The 26,174-nt window shown below is 66.6% G+C and carries 23 protein-coding genes and 5 tRNA genes; 7 read left to right on the forward strand and 21 right to left on the reverse strand.

Annotated features, from left to right (window positions below):
• Positions 1-61 precede the first annotated feature (61 nt).
• The 3 genes from HWY45_RS24465 to aceA all read left to right on the forward strand — a co-directional run bounded on the left by HWY45_RS24465 (position 62) and on the right by aceA (position 3,927).
• Positions 62-331 (forward strand): acyl-CoA-binding protein, encoded by a 270-nt coding sequence (locus HWY45_RS24465; protein WP_059563494.1) that lies wholly within the window; start codon positions 62-64, stop codon positions 329-331.
• 345 nt (positions 332-676) lie between these two features.
• Entirely contained in the window at positions 677-2,230 is a 1,554-nt protein-coding gene (locus HWY45_RS24470; protein WP_059885195.1) for a DEAD/DEAH box helicase, read from the forward strand.
• 389 nt (positions 2,231-2,619) lie between these two features.
• Positions 2,620-3,927 (forward strand): isocitrate lyase, encoded by a 1,308-nt coding sequence (gene aceA, locus HWY45_RS24475; protein WP_059885197.1) that lies wholly within the window; start codon positions 2,620-2,622, stop codon positions 3,925-3,927.
• A gap of 227 nt (positions 3,928-4,154) precedes the next feature.
• Here aceA and HWY45_RS24480 read toward each other — a convergent pair whose 3' ends face one another.
• Complete coding sequence (locus HWY45_RS24480; protein ID WP_059885212.1) at positions 4,155-4,589, reverse strand: universal stress protein; 435 nt, start codon at positions 4,587-4,589, stop codon at positions 4,155-4,157.
• Between the two features lie 177 nt (positions 4,590-4,766).
• Positions 4,767-5,669 (reverse strand): LysR family transcriptional regulator, encoded by a 903-nt coding sequence (locus HWY45_RS24485; protein ID WP_017331733.1) that lies wholly within the window; start codon positions 5,667-5,669, stop codon positions 4,767-4,769.
• Between the two features lie 156 nt (positions 5,670-5,825).
• Between HWY45_RS24485 and HWY45_RS24490 the strand changes: the two genes are divergently transcribed.
• Together HWY45_RS24490 and aceB are read left to right on the forward strand one after the other, a co-directional pair.
• A complete protein-coding gene (locus HWY45_RS24490) occupies positions 5,826-6,584 on the forward strand; it encodes a haloacid dehalogenase type II (protein WP_059885199.1) in 759 nt (252 codons plus the stop codon).
• Between the two features lie 70 nt (positions 6,585-6,654).
• On the forward strand, positions 6,655-8,247 hold the full coding sequence (aceB, locus tag HWY45_RS24495) for a malate synthase A (protein WP_059885214.1): 1,593 nt from the start codon (positions 6,655-6,657) through the stop codon (positions 8,245-8,247).
• 142 nt (positions 8,248-8,389) lie between these two features.
• Here aceB and HWY45_RS24500 read toward each other — a convergent pair whose 3' ends face one another.
• Together HWY45_RS24500 and rraA are read right to left on the reverse strand one after the other, a co-directional pair.
• Complete coding sequence (locus HWY45_RS24500; RefSeq protein WP_059885201.1) at positions 8,390-8,809, reverse strand: gamma-glutamylcyclotransferase family protein; 420 nt, start codon at positions 8,807-8,809, stop codon at positions 8,390-8,392.
• A gap of 35 nt (positions 8,810-8,844) precedes the next feature.
• A complete protein-coding gene (gene rraA / locus HWY45_RS24505; RefSeq protein WP_059885203.1) occupies positions 8,845-9,339 on the reverse strand; it encodes a ribonuclease E activity regulator RraA in 495 nt (164 codons plus the stop codon).
• A 178-nt stretch (positions 9,340-9,517) separates the two neighbouring features.
• Here rraA and HWY45_RS24510 point away from each other — a divergent pair, with 178 nt between their 5' ends.
• On the forward strand, positions 9,518-10,396 hold the full coding sequence (locus HWY45_RS24510) for an AraC family transcriptional regulator (RefSeq protein WP_059563500.1): 879 nt from the start codon (positions 9,518-9,520) through the stop codon (positions 10,394-10,396).
• A 15-nt stretch (positions 10,397-10,411) separates the two neighbouring features.
• Here the strand turns inward: HWY45_RS24510 and HWY45_RS24515 are convergent, their stop codons facing one another.
• From HWY45_RS24515 to gltX, 7 genes are all read right to left on the reverse strand, one after another.
• Entirely contained in the window at positions 10,412-10,876 is a 465-nt protein-coding gene (locus tag HWY45_RS24515) for a GNAT family N-acetyltransferase (protein WP_059563501.1), read from the reverse strand.
• Between the two features lie 305 nt (positions 10,877-11,181).
• Positions 11,182-11,258, reverse strand: a tRNA-Asp gene (locus HWY45_RS24520).
• A gap of 73 nt (positions 11,259-11,331) precedes the next feature.
• Positions 11,332-11,407, reverse strand: a tRNA-Glu gene (locus HWY45_RS24525).
• A 63-nt stretch (positions 11,408-11,470) separates the two neighbouring features.
• Positions 11,471-11,547: transfer RNA gene (locus HWY45_RS24530), tRNA-Asp, on the reverse strand.
• An 80-nt stretch (positions 11,548-11,627) separates the two neighbouring features.
• Positions 11,628-11,703: transfer RNA gene (locus tag HWY45_RS24535), tRNA-Glu, on the reverse strand.
• Positions 11,704-11,839: 136 nt separating this feature from the next.
• Positions 11,840-11,915, reverse strand: a tRNA-Ala gene (locus HWY45_RS24540).
• 117 nt (positions 11,916-12,032) lie between these two features.
• Positions 12,033-13,442: a glutamate--tRNA ligase gene (gltX, locus tag HWY45_RS24545; RefSeq protein WP_059885715.1), complete on the reverse strand. Its 1,410-nt coding sequence runs from the start codon at positions 13,440-13,442 to the stop codon at positions 12,033-12,035.
• A gap of 288 nt (positions 13,443-13,730) precedes the next feature.
• Here gltX and HWY45_RS24550 point away from each other — a divergent pair, with 288 nt between their 5' ends.
• On the forward strand, positions 13,731-14,654 hold the full coding sequence (locus HWY45_RS24550) for a patatin-like phospholipase family protein (RefSeq protein ID WP_059885717.1): 924 nt from the start codon (positions 13,731-13,733) through the stop codon (positions 14,652-14,654).
• Between the two features lie 105 nt (positions 14,655-14,759).
• Here HWY45_RS24550 and HWY45_RS24555 read toward each other — a convergent pair whose 3' ends face one another.
• From HWY45_RS24555 to cyoA, 10 genes are all read right to left on the reverse strand, one after another.
• Positions 14,760-15,440: a C40 family peptidase gene (locus HWY45_RS24555; protein ID WP_059885719.1), complete on the reverse strand. Its 681-nt coding sequence runs from the start codon at positions 15,438-15,440 to the stop codon at positions 14,760-14,762.
• A gap of 128 nt (positions 15,441-15,568) precedes the next feature.
• Positions 15,569-17,194, reverse strand: a complete 1,626-nt coding sequence (locus tag HWY45_RS24560; protein ID WP_059885721.1) for an ABC transporter ATP-binding protein — start codon at positions 17,192-17,194, stop codon at positions 15,569-15,571.
• Entirely contained in the window at positions 17,191-18,288 is a 1,098-nt protein-coding gene (locus tag HWY45_RS24565; RefSeq protein ID WP_059885722.1) for an ABC transporter permease, read from the reverse strand. The genes HWY45_RS24560 and HWY45_RS24565 overlap by 4 nt, the downstream gene beginning before the upstream one ends.
• An 84-nt stretch (positions 18,289-18,372) precedes the next feature.
• Positions 18,373-19,416 (reverse strand): microcin C ABC transporter permease YejB, encoded by a 1,044-nt coding sequence (locus HWY45_RS24570; RefSeq protein ID WP_059885724.1) that lies wholly within the window; start codon positions 19,414-19,416, stop codon positions 18,373-18,375.
• A gap of 51 nt (positions 19,417-19,467) precedes the next feature.
• Positions 19,468-21,348: an extracellular solute-binding protein gene (locus HWY45_RS24575; RefSeq protein ID WP_059885726.1), complete on the reverse strand. Its 1,881-nt coding sequence runs from the start codon at positions 21,346-21,348 to the stop codon at positions 19,468-19,470.
• Between the two features lie 165 nt (positions 21,349-21,513).
• Complete coding sequence (locus tag HWY45_RS24580; RefSeq protein ID WP_059885729.1) at positions 21,514-21,888, reverse strand: hypothetical protein; 375 nt, start codon at positions 21,886-21,888, stop codon at positions 21,514-21,516.
• 255 nt (positions 21,889-22,143) lie between these two features.
• Complete coding sequence (gene cyoD, locus HWY45_RS24585) at positions 22,144-22,476, reverse strand: cytochrome o ubiquinol oxidase subunit IV (protein WP_017331748.1); 333 nt, start codon at positions 22,474-22,476, stop codon at positions 22,144-22,146.
• Positions 22,477-23,091 (reverse strand): cytochrome o ubiquinol oxidase subunit III, encoded by a 615-nt coding sequence (gene cyoC, locus HWY45_RS24590; protein WP_059885731.1) that lies wholly within the window; start codon positions 23,089-23,091, stop codon positions 22,477-22,479.
• On the reverse strand, positions 23,091-25,097 hold the full coding sequence (gene cyoB, locus HWY45_RS24595) for a cytochrome o ubiquinol oxidase subunit I (RefSeq protein ID WP_059885733.1): 2,007 nt from the start codon (positions 25,095-25,097) through the stop codon (positions 23,091-23,093). Before cyoB ends, cyoC begins: the two co-directional genes overlap by 1 nt.
• A gap of 3 nt (positions 25,098-25,100) precedes the next feature.
• Positions 25,101-25,988 carry a ubiquinol oxidase subunit II gene (gene cyoA, locus HWY45_RS24600; protein ID WP_059885735.1) on the reverse strand — a complete coding sequence of 296 codons (888 nt, stop codon included), beginning with the start codon at positions 25,986-25,988 and terminating at the stop codon, positions 25,101-25,103.
• Positions 25,989-26,174: the final 186 nt, after the last annotated feature.

The following is a 26,174-nucleotide window of genomic DNA, read 5'->3' on the forward strand; positions in this document are numbered from 1 at the left end:
ACCCGCCGCGGCGGCGCGCTTGTTAAGATCGCCCGACTTGAAACCTCCACGGAGACACCCGATGAGCGACATCACCGCCCAGTTCAACCAGGCCCAGGAAGACGTGAAGCAACTGTCCGAGCGCCCGGGCAACCTCACGCTGCTGCGCCTCTATGCGCTCTTCAAGCAAGCGACGGACGGCGACGCGCACGGCGACAAGCCGGGCTTCACCGATATCGTCGGCAAGTACAAGTACGACGCATGGGACGCGCTGAAAGGCACGTCGCAGGATGCCGCAAAGCAGCAATACGTCGAGCTCGTCGAATCGCTGAAGAACGGCACCGCGTCCTGATTGCATTCAGCCGCAACACAATGGTGGCGCAGCGCAGCAAAAATCACTATAATGCTCGCTGCGTCACATCCGCGCTCGGCCCATCGGCCGTCCGGCCAGACGCCTCGCTGCGTTAAGCTCCAATCCGGTTTAGAACCTGTCCCCTTCCTGCTTCGGCTCTCGCGGCCGTCACTTATCAGGCTGGCGGCAACGCTGTCATAGCACGCCGCACCCAAAACAGCTTCTAGCCTCATCCGCCACGTGACTGGCGGATTGCACCCGTTTTCCGATTTGCTCGTTGAATCCGACAACTTGGGCATGCGCGATTGGCGCCGACGTTTCACCCACTGTGTTTCAAGGATTGTTATGACTTCGAGCATTTCCACCAGCCCCCTCAACGCGACCGCCGACAAGGCACTCGGTCTCGACGACGCCGCGCAGGCTGCAGCCGCGCCGGCCGCCGACGAGCCGACCTTCGCGTCGCTCGGGCTGTCGCCGGAGATCGTCTCCGCGCTGGAGGCCGCCGGCTACGTGAAGCCGACGCCGGTGCAGCAGCGCGCGATTCCGGCCGGCATCGCCGGCCGCGACCTGCTGGTGTCGAGCCCGACGGGTTCGGGCAAGACCGCAGCCTTCATGCTGCCCGCGATCGAGCGTTTCGCGCAGCTCCAGAAGGCGCAGGCGCAGCAGCCGCGCGCGCCGCGCGAACCGAACAACGGCGATCGCCGTGTCCGCCGTCCGCAGCCGGTCGCACGCCCCGGCCTCCTCGTGCTGACGCCGACCCGCGAACTCGCGATGCAGGTCACGACGGCCGCATCGACGTACGGCAAGCACCTGAAGCGCCTGCGCACGGTCAGCATCCTCGGCGGTGTCGCCTATGGCCAGCAGTTGATGCTGCTCGCGAAGAACCCTGAAATCCTCGTCGCGACCCCGGGCCGCCTGCTCGACCACCTCGAGCGCGGCCGCATCGACCTGTCCGAACTGAAGATGCTCGTGCTCGACGAAGCCGACCGCATGCTCGACATGGGCTTCATCGAAGACATCGAGACGATCGTCGACGCCACGCCCGAATCGCGCCAGACGATGCTGTTCTCGGCCACGCTCGACGGCAAGATCGGCTCGCTGACGAGCCGCCTGCTGAAGGATCCGGAGCGCATCGAGATCCAGCAGCGCCTCGAGTCGCGCGCGAACATCGCGCAGACCGTGCACTACGTGGACGACCGCGACCACAAGGATCGCCTGCTCGATCACCTGCTGCGCGACAACGCGCTCGACCAGGCGATCATCTTCACGGCGACCAAGATCGACGCCGACCAGCTCGCCGGCCGCCTCGCGGACGCGGGCTTCGAATCGGCCGCGCTGCACGGCGACCTGCCGCAGGGCGCACGCAACCGCACGATCCGCGCCCTGCGCGAGCGCCGCGTGCGCGTGCTCGTCGCGACCGACGTCGCGGCGCGCGGCATCGACATCCCCGGCATCACGCACGTGTTCAACTACGACCTGCCGAAGTTCGCGGAAGACTACGTGCACCGCATCGGCCGTACCGGCCGCGCGGGCCGCTCGGGCATCGCGGTGAGCCTCGTGCATCACGCCGAACAAGGCGCGCTGAAGCGCATCGAGCGCTTCGTGCGCTCGCCGCTGCCGGTCAACGTGATCGAAGGCTTCGAGCCGCGCAAGGCGCCCCCGCGCAACGATCGCGGCAACGGCGGCCGCGGCCGTCCGGGTGGCGGCAACGGTGGCGGCCGTCGCTTCGGCGGCAAGCCGGGCGGCGGTTACGGCAACGGCAACGGTAGCGGCCGCAGCTATGGCGGCGGCGGCGGCAACGGCGGCTGGAGCGGCAAGCCGGGCGGCAGCCGCGACGGCGGCAACCGCCGCAGCGACGGCCAGCGCGGCGGCCCGCGACGCAGCAATTCGGCGTCGTGACGGCGTGCGGACGGCCTCGTCGGCCGTCCGTCGATCGCCCCGCAACACGCAACCGGCGCACCCGCGCCGGTTTTTTTTCGCCTCGGCCAACATTTCACGATGCGAAAAATTTTTTTGTGTCGTAAAAAATCATGCTGCGTGGCACAACCCACGATATTGCGGGATGGGAAAGTCCATTTCTCATCACGGAATGCCTGATTCAAGATACTGAATTATAACGATTTAAATTTTCAAGGCTTCCTGAAAAAGCCCCTGTTTCGCGACTCCCTGTTTGCCTAGACTCTTATACAAGACTTCACGAAACGGAACGCCACGCTCTCCGCCTCGTGAAAAGCGTCTCCGTCTTCGGATTCATCCGATTCAGGCAACACCATGTCAAGGAGCACATCATGTCGCGTCAGCAACAGGCACAGGAACTGCAAAAGCAATGGGAAACCGATCCGCGCTGGAAAGGCATCAAGCGCAGCTACTCGGCTGAGGACGTGGTCCGCCTGCGCGGCTCGATCCAGGTCGAGCACACGCTGGCCAAGCGCGGCGCGGAAAAGCTGTGGGGCCTCATCAGCAACGAACCGTTCGTCAACGCGCTCGGCGCGCTGACCGGCAACCAGGCCATGCAGCAGGTGAAGGCCGGCCTCAAGGCGATCTACCTGTCGGGCTGGCAAGTCGCGGGCGACGCGAACCTCGCGGGCGAAATGTACCCGGACCAGTCGCTGTACCCGGCGAACTCGGTGCCGCAGGTCGTCAAGCGCATCAACAACACGCTGACGCGCGCCGACCAGATCCAGTGGTCGGAAGGCAAGAACCCGGGCGACGAGGGCTACGTCGATTTCTTCGCGCCGATCGTGGCTGACGCGGAAGCCGGCTTCGGCGGCGTGCTGAACGCGTTCGAACTGATGAAGGCGATGATCGAAGCCGGCGCATCGGGCGTCCACTTCGAAGACCAGCTCGCATCGGTGAAGAAGTGCGGCCACATGGGCGGCAAGGTGCTGGTGCCGACCCGCGAAGCGGTCGCGAAGCTCGCGGCGGCACGTCTCGCAGCGGACGTGATGGGCACGCCGACCGTGCTGGTCGCCCGTACCGACGCGGAAGCCGCGGATCTGATCACCTCCGACATCGACGACAACGACAGGCCGTTCCTGACGGGCGAGCGCACGGTCGAAGGCTTCTTCCGCACGAAGCCGGGCCTCGAACAGGCGATCTCGCGCGGCCTCGCGTATGCGCCGTACGCCGACCTGATCTGGTGCGAAACCGGCAAGCCGGATCTCGAGTACGCGAAGAAGTTCGCGGAAGCGATCCACAAGCAGTTCCCGGGCAAGATGCTGTCGTACAACTGCTCGCCGTCGTTCAACTGGAAGAAGAACCTCGACGACGCGACGATCGCGAAGTTCCAGAAGGAACTCGGCGCGATGGGCTACAAGTTCCAGTTCATCACGCTCGCTGGCTTCCACGCGCTGAACTACTCGATGTTCAACCTCGCGCACGGCTACGCCCGCACGCAGATGAGCGCGTTCGTCGAGCTGCAGCAGGCCGAATTCGCGGCAGCGGACAAGGGCTTCACCGCGGTGAAGCACCAGCGCGAGGTCGGCACCGGCTACTTCGACGCGGTGACGCAGACGGTCGAACGCGAAGCGTCGACGACCGCGCTGCACGGCTCGACCGAAGACGAACAGTTCTTCGACGGCAAGAAGGTCGCCTGAGACGCCCCGGCGTCATGCCGACGCCCGCCGGTCATGCGGCGGCGGGCGTCGGCGCCCGAATCACGAAAGAGCATCAGGGAGAAGACGGCGGGCGCGCGACGGCAGGCGCGCGACCCGCCGCGCGGCCTGCGGGCCGCACACGACGACGCGCGCCGGCCCAGCCGGCATGCGCTGCTTTCAGCCTCGGCCGGAAAGCCCGCCCCGCTTCGCGCGGGCCGGCGCCTGGCCTACCGATAGACGATCACCGGAATTTTCGTATGGGTCAGCACGCGCTGCGTTTCGCTGCCGATCAGCAGACTGCCGAGCCCGCGTCGCCCGTGCGACGCCATGAAGATCACATCGCAGCCGCCTCGTTCGGCCGCCTCGATGATGCCGAGGTATGGCGACGGATGAACGCTCGTCCAGGTGTCGCAGTGGACACCCGCCTGCCGCGCGGCAGATTCCACCTCGTCGAGATGCGTGCGTGCCTCGCGCTCGCTGCGCGCCCGGAAATCGGCGGGCGGCTCGATGATCACCTCCGAGAACGGCGAGTACGGATACTGCGGCAGGCACGCATAGGCCGTCACGCGCGCGCCGACCGCGCGGGCGAGATCGATCGCGCCGTCGATCGCCTTCTTCGACAGGTCGGACCCGTCGGTCGGAACGAGGATGTGCTTGAACATCGCGCCCTCCATCGTCAATCGCACGTTGTGCGCCGCGCCGCCTGCCGCGGCCGCGACGCCACCGGTATGCCTGTTTCGATTGTAGTGTGCGAAAACGTGCCGCCAGCCGGGGCAGCGGGTTCGCCCTCATATCGGAAACACGCGGGTCGGGCGGCAGCGCCGCTCGCCCCGCTGCCGCTAGCCCCAATAACCGGGCCGCTCGTACGTGTGCTTCAGGTAATCGAGAAACAGCCGCACGCGCAACGGCAGGTGCCGGCGCTGCGGAAACACCGCGTGGATGCCGATCGGCGGCGCGGCGAACGCGTCGAGCACGCTGACGAGGCGGCCGGCCGCGATGTCCTCGCCGACTTCCCACCACGAGCGCCACGCGAGGCCGTGGCCCGCCAGGCACCACTCGTGCAGCACCGCGCCGTCCGAGCACTCCATCATGCCGCTCACGCGGATCGACACGACCTTGCCGTCCTCCTGGAATGCCCAGCCGCGCTGCTGGTTCGCGTTCGCGGCGAGCGCAAGGCAGTTGTGCCGCGCGAGCTCCGCGAGCGTCGCCGGCGTGCCGCGCCGCGCGAGATACGCCGGCGACGCGACGCACACCCGGCGGTTCTCGCCGAGTTTCAGCGACACCAGCGACGAATCGGGCAGCTCGCCGAGCCGCACCGCGCAATCGAAGCCCTCGTTGACGAGGTCGACCATCCGGTCGGACAGGTCGAGCGTGACCGACACGTCCGGATGCGCGCAGCTGAATTCGGGCACGAGCGGCGCGACGTGCCGCCGGCCGAAACCGGCCGGCGCGGAGATCCGCAGGTGGCCGCTCGCCTTCACGCCGCCCGCGGACACGCTCGCCTCCGCGTTCTGCATGTCGTTGATGATGCGCTGGCAATCCTCGAGGAACGCCGAGCCTTCGAAGGTCAGCGTGAGCTTGCGCGTCGTGCGCACCAGCAGCTTGACGCCGAGCCGCTCCTCGAGCGCGTCGAGCCGGCGGCCGATGATCGCCGGCGCGACCCCTTCCGCGTGCGCGGCCGCCGACAGGCTGCCTTTCGCCGCGACCGCGGCGAACGTTTCGATCTGTTTGAACCGGTCCATGAATCGGGAGGACGGCGCCAACGTCCCTCATATTGACTGAAGCGGCTCCAGATTAGGTATATGAAAGTAAAAGATCAAGTGATGTTTAGCGTCTTTTTTAGCACTGACGAGCACGAATAAAATCGTTTCCGACCTCTGATACTGGAGCGCAAGGCTATGTCGGCCACAACGACACTCTCTCCTGACGCCATTCTCTTCGACGCATACGGAACGTTGTTCGACGTGCATGCGGTCGTGGCCGCGGCAGAGCAGATGTTCCCCGGCCACGGGGAACGGTTGTCGCAGCTGTGGCGACGCAAGCAAATCGAATACTCGCAGCTGCGTACGCTCGCCGATCCGGCCGGCGCCCGCTACCGCCCGTTCTGGGACATCACGCTCGACGCGCTGCGCTTCGCCGCGCGCGCGCTCGGCCTCGCGCTCAACAGCGCCGCCGAGAAACGCCTGATGGACGAATATGCGTGCCTGTCCACCTATCCCGATACCGTGCCCGCGCTGCGCAAGCTGCGCGCGCTCGACCCGCGCCCGCAACTCGCGATCCTGTCGAACGGCAACCCGCAGATGCTCGACATCGCGATCAAGAGCGCCGGCATGAACGGCCTGTTCGACCGCGTGCTGTCGGTCGATGCGGTGCGCGCGTACAAGCCGTGCCCGGCCGCCTATGCGCTCGGCACCGCCGCGTTCGGGGCGCACCCGCGCGACATCGTGTTCGTGTCGTCGAACGGCTGGGACGTGACGGGCGCCGCATGGTTCGGCTACACGACGTTCTGGCTCAACCGCACGGGCGCGCCCGCCGAGGAGCTCGGCGCGCCGCCGGACGGCACCGGCGCCGGCATGGCCGACCTGCTCGCTTTCCTCGCCACCCCGGCTCCGTCCGGCAGACCTGCCAGCCGCGCGCGCCCCGGCCCGGGCGCGTAACGCCTGCATCGCTGCCGGCCACTTCCCCCTTTACCGAAACCGCAACTGACCGACCAAGGAGATGAGACTCATGATCACCCCGCTCACGCTGCCGCAAGGCATGGCGATTACCGGCGAGATTCGCCCGGGCTACGAAGCAATCCTGACGCCCGACGCCCTTGCGCTCGTCGCGGCGCTGCACCGCACGTTCGAACCGCGCCGCCAGACGCTGCTGCAGGCGCGCGCCGAACGCACGAAGCGTCTCGACGCCGGCGAGCGCCCCGACTTCCTGGCCGACACGAAGGCCATCCGCGAAGGCGACTGGAAGGTCGCGCCGCTGCCGGCCGACCTGCAATGCCGCCGCGTCGAAATCACCGGCCCGGTCGAGCGCAAGATGATCATCAACGCGCTGAACTCGGGCGCCGATTCGTACATGACGGACTTCGAGGATTCGAACGCGCCGAGCTGGACGAACCAGATCGACGGCCAGATCAACCTGAAGGACGCGATCCGCCGCACGATCTCGCTCGAGCAGAACGGCAAGTCGTACAAGCTGAACGACAAGGTCGCGACGCTGATCGTGCGCCCGCGCGGCTGGCACCTCGACGAGAAGCACGTGACGGTCGACGGCCAGCGCGTGTCCGGCGGCATCTTCGATTTCGCGCTGTTCCTGTTCCATAACGCGAAGGAGCTGATCGCACGCGGCTCGGGCCCGTACTTCTACCTGCCGAAGATGGAAAGCCATCTCGAGGCGCGCCTGTGGAACGACATCTTCGTCGCCGCGCAGGAAGCGGTCGGCGTGCCGCGCGGCACGATCCGCGCGACCGTGCTGATCGAGACGATCCTCGCCGCGTTCGAGATGGACGAAATCCTGTACGAGCTGCGCGAGCACAGCTCGGGCCTGAACGCGGGCCGCTGGGACTACATCTTCTCGGCGATCAAGAAGTTCAAGAACGACCGCGACTTCTGCCTCGCTGACCGTTCGAAGATCACGATGACCGTGCCGTTCATGCGCGCATACGCGCTGCTGCTGCTGAAGACCTGCCACAAGCGCAACGCGCCGGCGATCGGCGGCATGAGCGCGCTGATCCCGATCAAGAACGATCCGGAAGCGAACGACAAGGCAATGGGCGGCGTGCGCTCGGACAAGCAGCGCGATGCAACCGACGGCTACGACGGCGGCTGGGTCGCGCACCCGGGCCTCGTGCCGATCGCGATGGAAGAGTTCGTCAAGGTGCTCGGCGACAAGCCGAACCAGATCGCCAAGCAACGCGACGACGTGCAGGTCGAAGGCAAGAACCTGCTCGACTTCCAGCCGGAAGCGCCGATCACCGAGGCCGGCCTGCGCAACAACATCAACGTCGGCATCCACTACCTCGGCGCATGGCTCGACGGCAACGGCTGCGTGCCGATCCACAACCTGATGGAAGACGCGGCGACGGCCGAGATTTCCCGTTCGCAGGTGTGGCAATGGATCCGTTCGCCGAAGGGCGTGCTCGACGACGGCCGCAAGGTGACCGCGGAGCTCGTGCGTGACTACGCGAAGGCCGAGCTCGAGAACGTGAAGAAGTCGGTCGGCGGCAACACCCAGCCGTATGAGCGCGCCGCGGCGATCTTCGAGCAGATGTCTACGTCGGAAGGCTTCACGGAGTTCCTGACGCTGCCGCTGTACGAGGAGATCTGACGCAGCCGGCTAGGTGCGGCCGGCTAGGTGCGGCCGGCTAGGTGCGGCCGGTTGGGCGCGGCCCGCGGTCGCACCTTTCACGCCGCGCACGGCACACGAAAAAGGCGCCCTCGGGCGCCTTTTTCTCATGCTGCGTCGACCGTCACGCGCTCACGCGCTCACGCTCGCGCCGATGCTGAACCCAGTCGCCCGACGCGATGCGCGGCTTGTCCGTCACCGCGTGCGCGGCAATCGGGTAATACAGGCATGCGTACTGCCGGCCGCCCAGCTCGACGGTTGCCGTCTCGGGCTTGAACAGGCTGTCGACGCCCGGATAGACGCGCTCGATCTCGTCGAGCACCGGCACGAGCCGCTCGTCCACTTCGTAGACGTCGCCCCAGACGAGCGCCCTGGCATCGGCCGCGGCGACCATGCCCGGATACGTGCCGCAATCGTAGAGTTCGCCCGGCAACGCGGCCGCACCGACGAGCGTCGGCGCGGCGATGCCATGCTTCGCCGCCGCGTGGCCGATATCGTTGGCCTCTCCCGCTCTCAACGTGCCGTAGACGAAAACGTGGCGCATCGTGTTCCTCCTTCTTCGATTCGTGGGTTGCCGTGTCAGGTCAGCGGCGTCGCGCTGACGAGCACGCCGTCCTCGTCGGCGTAGATCCATTCGCCGGGGGCGATCCGCGTGCCGAGCACCGTGACGGGAACATCCCGTTCGCCGGCGCCGCGCTTGTCGCTCTTGCGCGGATGCGTCGCGAGCGCGAGCACGCCGACGTTGCAGACGCGCAATTCTTCGGAATCGCGCACGCATCCATAGACCACGATGCCGGCCCAATGGTTCTTCTCGGCCAGCGCACCGAGGTTGCCGCCGACCAGCGCGCAGCGCCGGCTGCCGCCGCCGTCCACGACCAGCACGCGCCCGCCGCCGTCCTGCTCGAGCGCCGCGCGCACGAGCGTGTTGTCCTCGAACAGCTTGAGCGTCGCCGCGGGGCCCGCGAAGCGCGCCGCGCCGCCGTACGGGCGCAGCGCCGGCTCGAGCACGCGCAAGGTGCCGGCCGCGAGCTGGCCTTCGTGGGCATCGCAGAGGTCGGTCGTGGCAAACGTCATGTCATCGTCTCCTGTCGATCGAACCCGGCGCGCCTGCGCCCGATTCGGTCGCGTGGTTCACACGCGGGGTCCATGCAAGGGGCATTCGAACGCTGCATTATCGGCGGAAAAACCACCGCGTGCGTTTGCACGGCGCCTTCTACAATAGCGGCATCGCTGCGTATCGCCCGAATCGCCCATGAATTCGCCCGCCCGCGCCGACGAGCGCGCCCATCAGGACGTCATCGACATTCCACCGGAATTCGCGCCGACTCCCGCTCATCCGATGCGCGTGCGCGCACGGCCGCTTCCCGCCGGCGTGCGTGTGCCGCGTCACACGCACGCGTGGGCGCAGCTCGCGTACGCGTCCCGCGGCGTGCTGCGGATGGCGACGACAGGCACGACGTGGATGGTGCCGCCGTCGCGGGCGATCTGGGTGCCGCCGCGCGTGACCCACGAGGTCGTGATCGTCGAGGATGCCTATCTGCGCACGCTGTACATCGACGCGTCGATCGTGCCGGACGGGCTCGACGCGTGTCGCGTCGTCGAGGTGACGGGGCTGCTGCGCGAGCTGGTCGTCGCGCTCGATGCGCGCGACCTGAGCGCGACGCGCGAGCGCATGCTCTGCGCGCTGGTGCTCGACGAGCTGAGCCGCGCCGAACCGTTGCCGCTCGCCGTGCCGATGCCCGACGAGAAACGGCTGCGCACGCTGTGCGAGGCGATGCTCGCGCAGCCTGCGCATGCGGAATCGCTGGAACACTGGGCGAGCGAAATCGGCGCGAGCACGCGCACGGTTTCGCGGCTGTTCAAGCAGGAGCTCGGCGTGAGCTTCTCGCAATGGCGGCAGCAGGCGCTGCTTGCGCGCGCGATCCCGCTCCTGAACCAGGGGCGCCCGCTGTCGCATATCGCGCGCGAGCTCGGCTACCAGAGCCAGAGTGCGTTCTCCGCGATGTTCCGGCGGGCATTCGGAGAGAGCCCGCGCGCGTTCATGCTGCGCGGCCACGAACACGAGGCCGCCGAAAACCCTGCGGGAGACGACGAGCAGCTGCACGACGACACGGCGGACGCGCGACGCTGACGCCGCGCCCTCGCATCAGACTCGCCGCACCATGTGCCGGATCGAGCCGAGTTGCGCGAAGCGCGCGCCGGTCACGCGATAGCCCATGCGCTGGTAGAGACGCGCGGCGGGATTGTCGACGAACACGCGCAGCTGCAGCTCGCTCAGCCCGCGCGCCCTCGCCCAGCGATGCGACATCTCGAGCAGATACGTGCCGGCGCCCTGCCCGCGATGGCCGGCCGCGATCTGTACGTCGCGGATATGCAGCGAATCGCCCTCTTCCGTAATGCGCAACACGCCGATGCGTTCGCCGTCGGCTTCGAGGATGAAGTTCTCGGACTCGCGCCAGCTCGCGTAGAACAGGTCGCTGCGCCATACGAGCCCATGGCGCTTGTAATAGCCGCCCATGTTGCCGTGCGTCAATGCTTCGGCAAACGGAAAATCGCCGGGCTCCGCGGGGCGGAGCTGGTACAGGATTCGCAGGTCGGTAGGATCGAGCATCGCGCAAGGGTCAGGGACGCATCCCGCCAAGATAGCGCAGTCCGATGCAGATGCAATCGCGGTTTTCGCGTAGCCGAACGACACAAACAAAAATGCCCGCACGAGGCGGGCATTTATTGTTTTGGCGGAGCGGACGGGACTCGCCTACATCCCGCAGGCCGCGGATGCGCCTGCAGGCGCATCCCTTCGACTCCCGCCGGAAGCCGCGCAGGCGGCTTCCTCCACTCCGCAGTCACGCGCCCGCAAGCGGGCACGACCGAACGACACAAACAAAAATGCCCGCACGAGGCGGGCATTTATTGTTTTGGCGGAGCGGACGGGACTCGAACCCGCGACCCCCGGCGTGACAGGCCGGTATTCTAACCGACTGAACTACCGCTCCAGTCTTGCTGCTTGCCTGGCAGGCGTCGGTTGCTTCCTGCCGGCGCATCGTTTGTTCGAACGACGCCGAAATCTGGCGTCCCCTAGGGGATTCGAACCCCTGTACTCACCGTGAAAGGGTGATGTCCTAGGCCTCTAGACGAAGGGGACAACATACTGCTTACATCTTTAATGCAAAAGCCCGTTCAAAAGACGCTTGAACGGGCTTCGTTCTGGCGGAGCGGACGGGGCTCGAACCCGCGACCCCCGGCGTGACAGGCCGGTATTCTAACCGACTGAACTACCGCTCCAGCTTTCTGCACCCTACCCGCAGGACGTCGGTTACGTTCCTGCCGGCTTTGCGACACTTCCAACGAAACGCCGCTTAATCTGGCGTCCCCTAGGGGATTCGAACCCCTGTACTCACCGTGAAAGGGTGATGTCCTAGGCCTCTAGACGAAGGGGACAAAATCTTTTCAGATCTGTCTGGTTTTCGCTATTAATTTTTCGTCAACAGCGAAGACCGAAATTCTAACTGCTTTAAATCGTTTTGTGAAGCATTTTTTAACTACCCTGCTTCGCGTCACGACTTGTTTGTTCTGTTGGTGGAGGTAAGCGGGATCGAACCGCTGACCTCTTGCATGCCATGCAAGCGCTCTCCCAGCTGAGCTATACCCCCTTGCAGAACAGAAATGAGATTATATGGACCTGCTTTGAACTTGTAAATACCCTTTTTGCGATTCGAGCAGATTTTTTTGCGAAACCGCCGAACGACGGTTCCGCAACGGCTCGGACCTCAGGCCAGCGCGGCCTCGATACGCGACACGACGACGTTACGGCCGAACAGCATGAGCACCGCGTCGATCGACGGCGTATGCGTCGTGCCCGCAACCAGCAGGCGCACCGGCATCGCCAGTTGCGGCATCTTCAGCTTGTGCGCGGCGAGCGTCGCCTTCAGCGCAGCCGCGATCGCTTCCTTGCTCCACTCGGCCGCCTTCAGCGCGGCAGCCAGTTCGGCCAGCGCCGGACGCACCACGTCGGTCACATGCTGCGCAAGCGCATCCGCTTCCGGCGCGGGCACGCGGTAGAACATCGCCGCGCCTTCCGCGAGCTCCTTGAGCGTCGACGTGCGATCCTTCATCAGGCCGATCACCGATACGAGGTCCGGGCCGGCCGCGAGCGCCGCGTCGTCGATGCCGAGCGCCGCGAAGAACGGCTTCGACAGCTCGGCGAGACGCGCGTTGTCCGCTTCCTTGATGTAATGGTTGTTCAGCCAGTTCAGCTTGCTGTGGTCGTACTGCGCCGGCGACTTGCCGAGGTGCTCGAGATCGAACCATTCGACGAACTGCTCGCGCGAGAAAATTTCGGCGTCGCCGTGCGACCAGCCGAGACGCGCCAAGTAGTTCACGACCGCTTCCGGCAGATAGCCTGCTTCGCGGTACGCCATCACGCTCATCGCGCCGTGGCGCTTGCTCATCTTCTCGCCCTGCTCGTTGAGCACGGTCGGCAGGTGGGCGTACACCGGCACCTCGCCGCCCAGCGCACGCAGGATGTTGATCTGGCGCGGCGTGTTGTTCACGTGGTCGTCGCCGCGGATCACGTGCGTGATCGCCATGTCGAGATCGTCGACCACCACGCAGAAGTTGTACATCGGCGTGCCGTCCGGGCGCGCGATCACGAGATCGTCGAGCTCCTCGTTCGAAATCTCGACGCGCCCCTTCACCGCGTCATCCCACGCGACGCTGCCGGTCAGCGGGTTGCGGAAGCGCAGCACCGGCTTCACGCCGGCCGGCGGCTCGGGCAGCACCTTGCCCGGCTCCGGGCGCCACGTGCCGTCGTAGCGCGGCTTCAGGCCGGCTTCGCGCTGGCGCTCGCGCAGCGCGTCGAGCTCTTCGGTCGACATGTAGCACGGATACGCGAGCCCTTCCGCGAGCATCTTCGCGAGCACCTCGCGATAGCGGTCCATCCGCTGCATCTGGTAGAACGGGCCTTCGTCGAAATCCAGGCCGAGCCATTCCATCCCCTCGAGGATCGCATCGACCGCCTCCACCGACGAACGCTCGACGTCGGTATCCTCGATGCGCAGCACGAACGTGCCCTTCGTCTTGCGGGCGAACGCCCACGGATAGAGCGCGGAGCGGATGTTGCCGAGGTGGATGAAGCCGGTGGGGCTCGGCGCGAAGCGGGTACGGACAGGACGGGTCATAAACGGTAACTCGAACGCCTGGGGCGGGTGAATGATTCGACGCGGGGCCGACAGCGGCTGCTCGATTGCTGCGGATGCTGCAACGGAGCCGGCGGCGCCCGGAACGGAAATGAAGCCGGAATTATACCCGCGCCGCCCATCGCGCCAAGCGCGCCGCTTGCTTTATGATGTGCGCGCCGCGGCCGCCAGCCGGCGCCGCGCCGGCCGCGCGGCGCATGTCGCGCCGCCGCCCGGAACCTACCGCCGCGGCGGGCCCGTCGCCCGCCGCCCGACGCTGGAGAACCCTCGATGTCGTCCCCTCGCCTGTCGCGCCGTCAATTCACGATCGCCGCCGCTTCCGCCAGCCTCGCCGCCTGCACGTCGCTCGGCGGCAAGAGCCGCCCCGACAATGCCGCCACGACGGCCCAGCCGCACGAGAAGCCGGTGAAGATCGGCATCGCGCTCGGCGGCGGCGCCGCACGCGGCTTCGCGCACATCGGCGTGCTGAAGGGGCTCGAGGCGCGCGGCATTCCGCTCGACCTCGTCGCCGGCACGAGCGCGGGTTCGGTCGTCGGCGCGCTCTACGCGTCGGGCATGAACGCGCTGCAGCTGAACAAGCTCGCGCTCGAAATGGACCAGACCGCGATCAGCGACTGGGCGCTGCCGTTCCGCTCGCGCGGCCTGCTGCAGGGCGTCGCGCTGCAGAACTTCCTGAACAAGTCGCTGAACAACCGGCCGATCGAGAAGATGGCCAAGCCGCTCGGCGTGGTCGCCACCGATCTGCAGAACGGCCAGCCGATCCTGTTCCAGCAGGGCAACACGGGGCTCGCGGTGCGTGCGTCGTGCAGCGTGCCGTCGGTGTTCGAGCCAGTGAAGATCGGCAGCCGCGAGTATGTCGACGGCGGGCTCGTGAGCCCGGTGCCCGCATCGTACGCGCGCAAGATGGGTGCGACCTTCGTGATCGCGGTCGACATCTCTTCGCGCCCGGACGGCGCGGCGACCGGCAACCCGATCGAGATGCTGCTGCAGACCTTCACGATCATGGGCCAGACGATCAAGACCTACGAGCTCGACAAGTACGCCGACGTCGTGATCCGGCCGAACCTCAGCGCGATGGGCGGCAGCGACTTCAACCAGCGCAACGCGGCGATCCTCGCCGGCGAGGAAGCGGTCGCGCGCATCATGCCCGAACTGCAGCGCAAGCTCGCGGCAGCGCGCGGCGTGACCGCGTAAGCGACGCCGGCCGGCGGCAGCAGCATCAGCCGCTACCGCCAAAACAAAAAACCCTGCCGCCTTTCGGGCGACAGGGTTCTGTCTGATCCAACTGCCTGCGAACGCTCAGTTGCTGCCGTTCGCCGTATCGTCGCCCAGCGTCGCGCGCACGCGCTGGCGCAGGTCGTCGGCCTTCATCGGAAACTGCGACTCGATCCGGCGCGCGCCGTTGAAGCGCTTTTCCCAGTAGGTGCTGTCGAGATCGTCGACGCGCACCGTGCTGCCGGTCGACGGCGAATGCACGAACTTGTTGTCGCCGATGTAGATCCCGACGTGCGAGAACGTGCGGCGCATCGTGTTGAAGAACACCAGGTCGCCCGGCTTCAGCTCGCTCACGCGCACCTTCTCGCCGACCCGGCTCATCTCTTCCGCGCGGCGCGGCAGCGACATGCCGAGCGTGTCCTGGAACACATAGCGGACGAAGCCGCTGCAGTCGAGGCCCGAATCCGGCGTGTTGCCGCCCCAGCGGTAGCGCACGCCGATCATGTTCAGCGCGCCGACGACGACGTCGCCCGCCTTGCCCGCCATGCCGGACAGGAACGACTTCGCGCCGCCGCCCGACGACGGCTGGCTGCTGGCTTGGGAATTCTGGGCGGACGCCGACCCGGATTGGGTCGAGAATGCGGCATTCTGGTTAAAACTGCTTGCTTCGTCGGCGAACGCGCCGGAACTCGCAGCCAACAGGACGCCGATAAACATCCCGGCGACGGCGCGCGCGCATGCCTGGGTCAGGGATCGGTGCTGCATTGGTCGATGGATTGTGCTTAAAAATCAGCTGATTGGCGGAAAATTTCGGTCGATACTAGCCAGCGCGTATCCGTTTGTCAAAACAAATTAAAAAATACAATCGAGATGGTCAGACCATTGGCGGCCTATCACGCTTTCCAGACGGCTTTCAACAGCTTTTGTGTGTAAGGATGTGACGGTTTGCCGAAGATGTCGGCGACCTCGCCGAACTCCACGATCGCCCCGTCCTGCATCACCGCGACGCGGTGCGCCATCGCGCCGATCACCTCCAGGTCGTGGCTGATGAACACGTAGCCGAGGTTGTATTTCTGTTGCAAATTCGCGAGCAGCTTCAGCACCTGCTGCTGGATCGACACGTCGAGCGCCGACGTCGGCTCGTCGAGGATCAGGATGCGCGGCTCGAGCACCAGCGCGCGGGCGATCGCGATCCGCTGCCGCTGCCCGCCGGAGAATTCGTGCGGATAGCGATGCATCACGGTGCGGTCGAGGCCGACCTCGCGCAGCACCGCGAGCGACTTCGCGCGCCGCGCGTCGGCCGACAGGTCCGGGCGGTGCAGCTCGAGCCCCTCGCCGACGATCCGTTCGATCGTGTGGCGCGGCGACAGCGAACTGTAAGGATCCTGAAATACGACCTGCAGGTTCGAGCGCAGCGCGGTCTGCTCGCGGCCGCGATAGCTCGACAGCGCGCGCCCCTGGAATTCGATCTCGCCGTGCGCCGTCTTCTGCAGCCCGAGCAGCGCCATCGCGAGCGTCGACTTGCCGGAGCCCGACTCGCCGACGATGCCGAGCGTCTCGCCCTGCCGGACCGACACCGACACGTCCGCCACCGCGGTGACCGGCGCCGTGCGGAACCAGCCGGCGATGCCCGGCCGCTTGCGCGCGAACTGCACGCTCACATGGCGGGCGTCGAGCAGCACGGGCGCGATCGGCATGACCGGCGCGACCGCGCGCTGCGGCCGGCTGTTCAGCAGGCGCTGCGTATACGGGTGCTCGGGCGCCGCGAAGATCCGCTCGACCGGCCCGCTCTCGACGAGCCGGCCCCGCTCCATCACCGCGACGCGCTGCGCGAAGTGCCGCACGAGGTTCAGGTCGTGCGTGATCAGCAGGATCGCCATCCCGCGCTTCTCGGCTTCCTCGCGCTGCAGCGCGAGCAGCAGTTCGACGATCTGCGCGCGGATCGTCACGTCGAGCGCGGTGGTCGGCTCGTCGGCGAGCAGCAGGCGCGGCCGGCACGCGAGCGCCATCGCGATCATCGCGCGCTGCCGCTGGCCGCCCGACAACTGGTGCGGATAGCTGTCGACGCGCTTGTCGGGCTCGGCGATGCCGGTGCGCGCGAGCAGCGCGATCGTGCGCTTGCGCGCCTCGGCGGCGGTCACACCGTCGTGCAGCACGATCGTCTCGCCGATCTGCGCGCCGATCGTATACAGTGGGTTGAGCGCGGTCATCGGCTCCTGGAAGATCATCGCGATGTCGGAGCCGCGCAGCCCGCGCATCTCGCGCTCGCTGCGCGCCGCGAGATCCTGGCCGGCGAAGCGGATCGTGCCGCCCACCTCGGCGTCGCGCAGCAGCCGCAGGATCGACAGCGCGGTCACGCTCTTGCCCGAGCCCGACTCGCCGACCAGCGCGACGCGTTCGCCGCGCCCGATCGCGAAGGTCACGTCCTCGACCGCGACGGTGTCGCCGAAGCGCACCTGCAGGCGTTCGAGCGACAGCAGCGGCTCGCCGTCCGGCGGCGGCATCGTCGAGGCGTTCATCGCTGGCCTCCCGCAGCCCGCACCGAATCGGAAATCCGCGTATCGAGCGCATTGCGCAGCGCGTCGCCCATGAAGGTCAGCAACAGCAGCGTCGCGACCAGCACGCCGAAGGTCGACAGCGAGATCCACCACGCATCCAGGTTGCCCTTGCCCTGCGCGAGCAGTTCGCCGAGGCTCGGCGTCGGCGGCGGCACGCCGAGGCCGAGGAAGTCGAGGCTCGTGAGCGCGAGGATCGCACCGCTCATCCGGAACGGCAGGAACGTGATCACCGGCGTCAGGCTGTTCGGCAGCACGTGGCGCCAGATGATCTGCGCGTTCGACAGCCCCATCGCGCGCGCCGCGCGCACGTAGTCCTGCGTGCGGTTGCGCAGGAACTCGGCGCGCACGTAGTCGGCGAGCCCGATCCAGCCGAACAGCGACAGCAGCACGATCAGCAGCAGGAAGCTCGGCTCGAAGATCGACGCGAAGATGATCAGCAGGTACAGCTCGGGCAGCGAGCTCCAGATCTCGATCAGGCGCTGCCCGACGATGTCGATGCGGCCGCCGAAGAAGCCCTGCACCGCGCCCGCGGCGATGCCCAGCAGCGTGCCGATCAGCGTCAGCACCAGCCCGAACTCGACCGACACGCGAAACCCGTAGACGAGCCGGGCCAGCAGGTCGCGGCCCTGCGCGTCGGTGCCGAGCCAGTTCTCGCGCGACGGCGGCGCCGGGTTCGGCACGCGCGAGAAGTAGTTCAGCGTGTCGTAGTGGTAGCGGTTCGGCGGGTAGACGACGAAGTTGCCGGGCGCGTCGAGGCGCTTGCGGACATACGGATCGAGATAGTCGGCGGGCGTCGGGAAGTCGCCGCCGAAGGTCGTTTCCGGATACGCCTTGAACATCGGGAAGTAGTACTGCCCGTCGTAGCGCACCACCAGCGGCTTGTCGTTCGACCACAGCGGCGCGGCGAGGCTCGCGGCGAACGCGACGACGAAGATCACGAAGCTCCAGTAGCCGAGGCGCTGCTGCGTGAAGCGCCGCCACACGCGGCGCACGGGCGACGGCGACACGCGCGCGCGGGCGGCGTCGAGGCGGGACGAGGCGGCGGCCTGGCTCATGCGCGCGCCTCCGGGAGGGCCCGGCGCGCGCCGGCGCCGTGGTCGAAGCGCCGCGGCGGAAGCGGTCGTGCGAGGTGCGTCATGTCAGCGCTCCAGGTTCTCGAATTGAATGCGCGGGTCGACCCATACGTAGCACAGATCGGAGATCAGCTTGGTCGCCAGCCCGATCAGCGTAAACAGGTACAGCGTGCCGAGCACCACCGGGTAATCGCGCCGCACGACCGACTCGTACGACAGCAGCCCGAGGCCGTCCAGCGAGAACAGCGTCTCGATCAGCAGGCTGCCGGTGAAGAACGCGCCGATGAACGCGGCCGGAAAGCCGACGATCAGCGGCAGCAGCGCGTTGCGGAACACGTGCTTCCACAGCACGGTCCGCTCCGACAGCCCCTTCGCGCGCGCGGTCAGCACGTATTGCCGGCGGATCTCGTCGAGGAACGCATTCTTCGTGAGCATCGTCACCACCGCGAAGCTGCCGACGACCGACGCCGTGATCGGCAGCGCGATATGCCACAGGTAGTCGAGCACCTTGCCGGCCATCGACAGCTGCGCGAAGTTGTCCGACGTGAGCCCGCGCAACGGGAACAGTTGCCAGAACGAACCGCCGCCGAACAGCACGAGCAGCAGCACGCCGAGCACGAAGCCGGGAATCGCGTAGCCGACGAGCGCGACGAGGCTCGTCGCGACGTCGAACGGCGAGCCGTTGCGCACGGCCTTCGCGATGCCGAGCGGCACCGAGATCAGGTAGGTGAGGAAGAACGTCCAGAGCCCGATGCTGATCGACACCGGCAGCTTCTGCACGATCAGCGACCACACGCTCTGGTGGCGGAAGTAGCTGTCGCCGAGATCGAAGCGCGCGAAGCGCTTCAGCATCAGCACGTAGCGCTCGAGCGGCGGCTTGTCGAACCCGTACAGCGCCTTGAGCTGCGCGACCTGCTGCGGGTCGACGCCCGTATGCGCGCGCATCCCGAACGGTGCCGCGCCCTGCTCCGTCGCGCCCTTGCGCAGCTCCTGCACGGCCTGTTCGACGGGGCCGCCCGGCACGAACTGGATCACGACGAAGGTCAGCGTCAGCACGCCGACGAGCGTCGGGATCATCAGCAGCAGGCGTTTGAGGATATAGCTCCACATAGGCGTCGACTCGCGATCGATAAGCAATGGTTGGGACGGCGGCCGCCGTGCTCAGCTGCCCGGCTTGATCCACCAGGTCGACACGACCCAGTCCTCCGCCGAATAGTACAGCGGCAGCGTCTGCGGATAGGCAAGCGTGCGCTTGTACGCGACCCGGTGCGTCGTGCTGTACCACTGCGGGATCGCGTAGTAGCCGTGCATCAGTACGCGGTCGAGCGCATGCGTCGCGTCGAGCAGCTGCTCGCGGGTCTCGGCCGCGCCGAGCGCCGCGAGCAGCGCGTCGACGGCCGGCGACTTGAGCCCGATCACATTGGACGAGCCCGGCTCGTCCGCGAACTTGCTGCCGTAGCGCGCCAGCTGCTCGGGTCCGGGCACCTGCACCCCGAGGTAACGGATCGTCGTCATGTCGTAGTCGAATGCGTCGAGACGCTTCTGCAGCAGCGCGTAGTCGGCGGTACGAAACTTCACGTCGATGCCGAGCTTCGCGAGGTTGCGCTGGTATGCGATCACGACCGGCTCGAACGCGGAGCCCGCATCGTCGAGGATCTCGAACGTGAACGGCTCGCCCTTCGCATTGCGCAGCGCGCCGTCGCGATACGTCCACCCAGCCGCGGCGAGCAGCGCGCGTGCCTTCAGCAGGTTCGCGCGCAGCGAGCCGGGCGGGTTCGTATTCGGCTGCACGACCATCGGGCCGAACACCGCCGGGTCGAGCTGCGCGCGCAGCGGATCGAGCAGCGCGAGTTCGCCCGGGCCCGGCATGCCGGTTGCCTGCAGGTCGGTGTCGGCAAAGTAGCTGTCGAGGCGCGTGTAGCCACCGTAGAACAGCTGGCGGTTCAGCCATTCGAAGTCGAGCGCGAGGTCGAGTGCCTGGCGCACCCGCACGTCGCGGAACAACGGTCGGCGCAGGTTCATCATGAAGCCCTGCATGCCCGCGCCGTTGTGCTGCCGGAACTCGCGCTTGATCAGCTCGCCGCTGTCGAAGCGCTTGCCGACGTCGCGCCGCACCCAGTTGCGCGCGATGTTCTCGACCAGCACGTCGTACTCGCCGGCCTTGAACGCCTCGAGCCGCGCGACGCCGTCGCCGTACAGCTTGTAGACGATCCGCTCGAAGTTGTGGGTGCCCACCCGCACCGGCAGGTCGGCGCCCCAGTAGGCGGGGTTGCGCCGGTACGTAATATTGCGGCCGTTGTCGTAGCGCTCGATCAGGTACGGCCCGCTGCCGATCGGCTGCTCGAACGCGAGCTGGTCGAACGGAATGCGCGTGCCGTCCGCGCGCAGCCCCCACTTGCGCGAGAACACCGACACGCCGCCCGCGATCAGCGGCAGCTCGCGGTTGCGCCGGCGGAACTCGAAGCGCACCGTGGCCGGGTCGACGATCACCGCGCGCACGATGTCCGCGTAATACGCGGCGTACTGCGGCGCGGCCTGCTTGCTCTTCAGCATGTCGAACGAATGCTTGACGTCGGCGGCCGTCACCGGGTCGCCGTTCGAGAAGCGCGCGCGCGGGTTCAGGTGGAACGTGACCGACAGGCCGTCCGGCGCGACCGCGATGTCGTCGGCGAGCAGGCCGTACATGGATGCCGGCTCGTCCGAGCTGCCGGTCGCGAGGCTTTCGAACAGCAGGTCGATGCCGGGCGCGATGTTGCCGCGCATCGTATACGGGTTGAACTTGTCGAACGACGTCATCCGGCTCGGGTTCGCGAGCACGAGCGTGCCGCCCTTCGGCGCATCCGGGTTTACGTAGTCGAAGTGCTTGAAGCCCGGCGGATACTTGGGCTCGCCGTACTGGGCGATCGCATGGGCGGCATGCGCGGCGGTCGCGGCCAGCGCCGTCTGCACCAGCAGCGCCGCAGCCGTGCGGCCGGCGGCCCGCACGGCGCGCGCGATGCCGGAACGGGCGCACGCGGCGGCCCGGGGCGAACCTTGCGTCATAAGGCTCCTGTCGGTCGATTGAAGGTGGCGATGTGCGGGAATTCTACCTATTCGCACCCGCTTGCAGCCACTGCGCGCCATGCCGCCACGGACGCGGGCTGCGCGCCCATAAAAGAAAACCGCCCCGAAGGGCGGTTTCTCACGAACCTGCGACGCGCGTGCGTATCAACGCCAGCCGTTGTGGCGGCCGCGATCGTGATCCCAGTGGCCACGGTCATCCCAGCCGCGGCCGCGATGGCGATACCACTCGTCGCGGCCCCAGTAGCGGCGGCCGTCCCAGTAGCGATCGCCGTGCCAGCCGATCACGATGGCCGGCGCGGGCGCGACGTACACCGGCGCGGCATACGCAGGCGCCGCATACACCGGCGCCGGCTGGTAGACGACCGGCGGCGGCGGCGGCGCGTACACCGGCGCGGGCGCGACGTAGACCGGCGCCGGCACGCCGACGTTGATCCCGACATTGACACCCGCCATTGCTGCGCCCGACACGAGCAAGGTCGCCATACCGGTCATGAGCGACGCAATACGCAAGGTCTTCATGGAGTCCTCTTCTGGTTGTTTCGTGGGTGATTCGACTATAGCGGGATGCCCCGCCCGCGCATATTTCAAGTTTGTAAGAACTGATGCGCGGGATCGCAACCGGGAAGCAGCGCTAACGTCTTGTAACATTCGCCCCGCCGCGGCCGGCCGGAATGATAGCGCAGCGGCTTGCCCGTGCCCCGCGTGCGGCGCCGCAACGACAAAGAGCGGCACATGCGTGCCGCTCTGTTCATCATGCCGGGGAACCGCTGCGCGCTAGCGCGACATCATGTTCATGCTGACGTTGTGCATCACCCACATCGTGCCGACGATCAGGATCGCGGCGGTCAGCACCGTGTAGCTGAACGCCATCACGTTCCAGCGCTGCCCGGACGAGCTGTTCATGTGCAGGAAGTACACGAGGTGCACGACGATCTGCACGAACGCCAGCACCGCGAGCGCGACAAGCGACGCATGCGGCGACAGCACGCCGCCCGTCACGAGGCCGAACGACGCGGCCGTGAGCACGACCGACAGGATGAAGCCGGCGACATAGCCGCCGACGCTGCCGTGCCCTTCTTCGAGTTGAGACGAATGCGAATGGGCCATTTAGATCACGCTCGCGAGATAGACAAAGGAAAACACGCAGATCCAGACGATGTCGAGGAAGTGCCAGAACAGGCTCAGGCACGTCAGGCGCCGGATGTCGCGATCGCTCAGCTCGGGCCGGGCGACGATCTGCGCGGCCAGCACGATCATCCAGATCAGGCCGGCCGTCACGTGCAGCCCGTGCGTGCCGACCAGCGTGAAGAACGCCGACAGGAACGCGCTGCGCTGCGGGCCCGCGCCGTCGGCGATCAGGTGCGAGAACTCCCGCATTTCCATCGCGAGAAACGCCGCGCCGAGCACGAACGTCACCGCGAGCCAGCCGAGCGCCGCGCCGCGCTTGCCGCGGTGCGCACCGAGCATCGCGAAGCCGTACGTGATGCTCGACAGCAGCAGCGCCGCCGTCTCGAGCGCGACGCCCGGAATGTCGAACAGGTCCTTGCCGGTCGGGCCGCCCGCATACTGGTGGCCAAGCACCGCGAAGGCTGCGAACAGCGCCGCGAAAATCACGCAGTCGGTCATCAGGTACAGCCAGAAACCGAACACCGAATGCGACGGCGGATGATCGTCCGCGTGCTCATGCACGTGCAGGTTCGCGTCGAGGGTTTTCTGCAACATCAGTTGGCCTCCAGTTCCACGTCGTCGACGCGCGCGGCCACGCGCGCCGTGTGTCGCGACTCTTCGATCCGCCGCACCGTCGAGGCGGGAATGTAATAACCGTCGTTGTCGCGCGAGCTGTAGATCACCAGCGTCGCGACGATGCCGACCAGGCCGGCGATCGCGAGCCACCAGATGTGCCACACCAGCGCGAAGCCGAGCGCCAGGCTGAAGATCCCGATCACGAGGCCCGCGCACGTGTTCGACGGCATGTGAATGTCGCGGTACGTCGCCGGATTCGGCCGGCCGTCGCCGCGCGCCTTCATGTCGGCGAACGCATCGAGCGCGCGCACCTGCGGGATGGCCGCGAAGTTGTAGTCCGCCGGCGGCGACGTGGTCGCCCACTCGAGCGTGCGGCCGCCCCACGGGTCGCCCGTCGTGTCGCGATTCTCGGGCAGGTTGCGATTGCGGATGCTGACGACGAGCTGCAGCAGCTGGCACGCGATGCCGACCGCGATCAGCACCGCGCCGAATGCGGCGACCAGCAGCCACGGGTGCCAGGCCGGGTTGTCGTAGTGGTTCAGGCGGCGCGTCATGCCCATGAAGCCGAGCACGTAGAGCGGCACGAACGCGACGTAGAAGCCGATCTGCCAGAACCAGAACGCGGCCTTGCCGAGCGTCTCGTTCAGCTTGAAGCCGAACGCCTTCGGGAACCAGTAGTTGAAGCCCGCGAGATAGCCGAACAGCACGCCGCCGATGATCACGTTATGGAAGTGCGCGATCAGGAACAGGCTGTTGTGCAGCACGAAGTCCGCGCCCGGGATCGCCATCATCACGCCGGTCATCCCGCCGAGCGTGAACGTCACCATGAAGCCGATCGTCCACAGCACCGGCGTCGTGAATTCGATCCGGCCGCGATACATCGTGAACAGCCAGTTGAACACCTTCACGCCGGTCGGGATCGCGATGATCATCGTCATGATCCCGAAGAACGCGTTCACGTTCGCGCCCGAGCCCATCGTGAAGAAGTGATGCAGCCACACGAGGAACGACAGCACCATGATCGCGCAGGTCGCGTACACCATCGTCTTGTAGCCGAACAGCGGCTTCTTCGCGAACGTCGCGATGACTTCCGAGAAGATCCCGAACGCCGGCAGGATCAGGATGTACACCTCCGGATGCCCCCACGCCCAGATCAGGTTCAGGTACAGCATCGCGTTGCCGCCCGCTTCGTTCGTGAAGAAGTGCATGCCGAAGTAGCGGTCGAGGCCGAGCAGCGCGAGCGTCGCGGTCAGGATCGGGAACGACGCCATGATCAGCACGTTCGTGCAGAGCGCCGTCCACGTGAACACCGGCATCTTCATCAGCGTCATGCCCGGCGCGCGCATCTTGATGATCGTCACGAAGAAGTTCACGCCCGTCAGCAGCGTGCCGACGCCGGAGATCTGCAGCGCCCACAGGTAGTAGTCGACCCCCACCCCGGGGCTGTACTGCAGCTCGGAGAGCGGCGGATACGCGAGCCAGCCCGTCTGCGCGAACTCGCCGATCACGAGCGAGATGTTGATCAGGATCGCGCTGACCGCCGTCATCCAGAAGCTGAGCGAGTTGATGAACGGAAACGCGACGTCGCGCGCGCCGATCTGCAGCGGCACGACCAGGTTCATCAGGCCGACCATGAACACCATCGCCATGAAGAAGATCATGATCACGCCGTGCGCGGTGAAGATCTGGTCGTAGTGGTGCGGCGGCAGGAAGCCGGGCGCGTTGTACGACAGCGCAAGCTGCATGCGCATCATGATCGCGTCGGCGAAGCCGCGCAGCAGCATGATGAATGCGACGATGATGTACATCACGCCGAGCTTCTTGTGATCGACCGACGTGAGCCATTCGCTCCACAGCCATTTCCAGCGGCCGGTGATCGTCAGTGCGGCGAGTATGCCCAGTACGACGAGCCCCATGAAGGCGCCCGCCCCCATGATGATGGGCTGATCGAACGGGATCGCCGAAAGTGTCAGTTTGCCGAACATGCGTTACCCCTTCGTGCCGCAGGCGGCGTCCTTCAGGTCGAGGACGTGGCCATCGTTGTATTTCGCGATGATGTTGTGAAAGAGCCGTGGATCGACCGACGAGAAGTAGCGCACCGGCGCCTTCTCGCTCGGCTGCGCGACGGTGCCGTACGCGGTCATGTCGAGCCGGTCCGGCGACGCCCTCACCTTCTTCACCCATGCATCGAACTGCTCGCGCGGCTCGGCGAGCGTGCGGAATTTCATGTCGGAGAAGCCGCGGCCGCTGAAGTTGGCGGACGTGCCCGCGTAGTTGCCGGGCTCATCCGCGATCAGGTGCAGGCGCGTCTGCATGCCGGCCATCGCATAGACCTGGCCGCCGAGCTGCGGGATGAAGAACGAGTTCATCACCGAATCCGACGTGATGCGGAAATTCACCGGCGTGCCGACCGGAATCGCAAGCTGGTTCACCGACGCGATGCCGAGCTCCGGATAGATGAACAGCCATTTCCAGTCGAGCGCGACGACCTCGACGTCGATCGGCTTGACCGACGACTCGAGCGGCTTGTACGGGTCGAGCTCGTGCGTGGTCTTCCACGTGAGGATGCCGAGGAACAGGATGATCAGCGTCGGCACCGTCCAGATCACGACCTCGATCGCGGTCGAGTGCGACCAGTCCGGCGCATAGGTCGCATTGCGGTTCGACGCGCGGTAACGCCATGCGAAGAACAGCGTCAGCAGGATCACCGGCACGACGACGAGCAGCATCGCCCACGTCGACGTCGCGATCAGCGCCTTCTCCGCGACGCCGATGCTCCCCTTCGGATTCAGCACGTCGAGCTTGCAGCCGGACAAGCCAAGTGCAGCGGCGAGCGGCAGCAGTCTCGACGCGCCTTTCAAAGCCTTTTCATTCATCACACAGCCTGATTGTCATTGAATCCATCCACGCCCGATGCGCATTCGATCCACGAAAGTGGCCGCATCTTACGGCGATAGGATTTGTCGAAAATCAACAAATGTGACAAATCATCGTTGCAGGATTTGTCGTGTGTCAGATTGTCGCGGGGTTGTGCGGCGCGCGCGCCGATAAGGATGCGCGCG

It is taken from the genome of Burkholderia stagnalis, from assembly GCF_902830275.1.
Taxonomy (GTDB): Bacteria; Pseudomonadota; Gammaproteobacteria; order Burkholderiales; family Burkholderiaceae; genus Burkholderia; species Burkholderia stagnalis.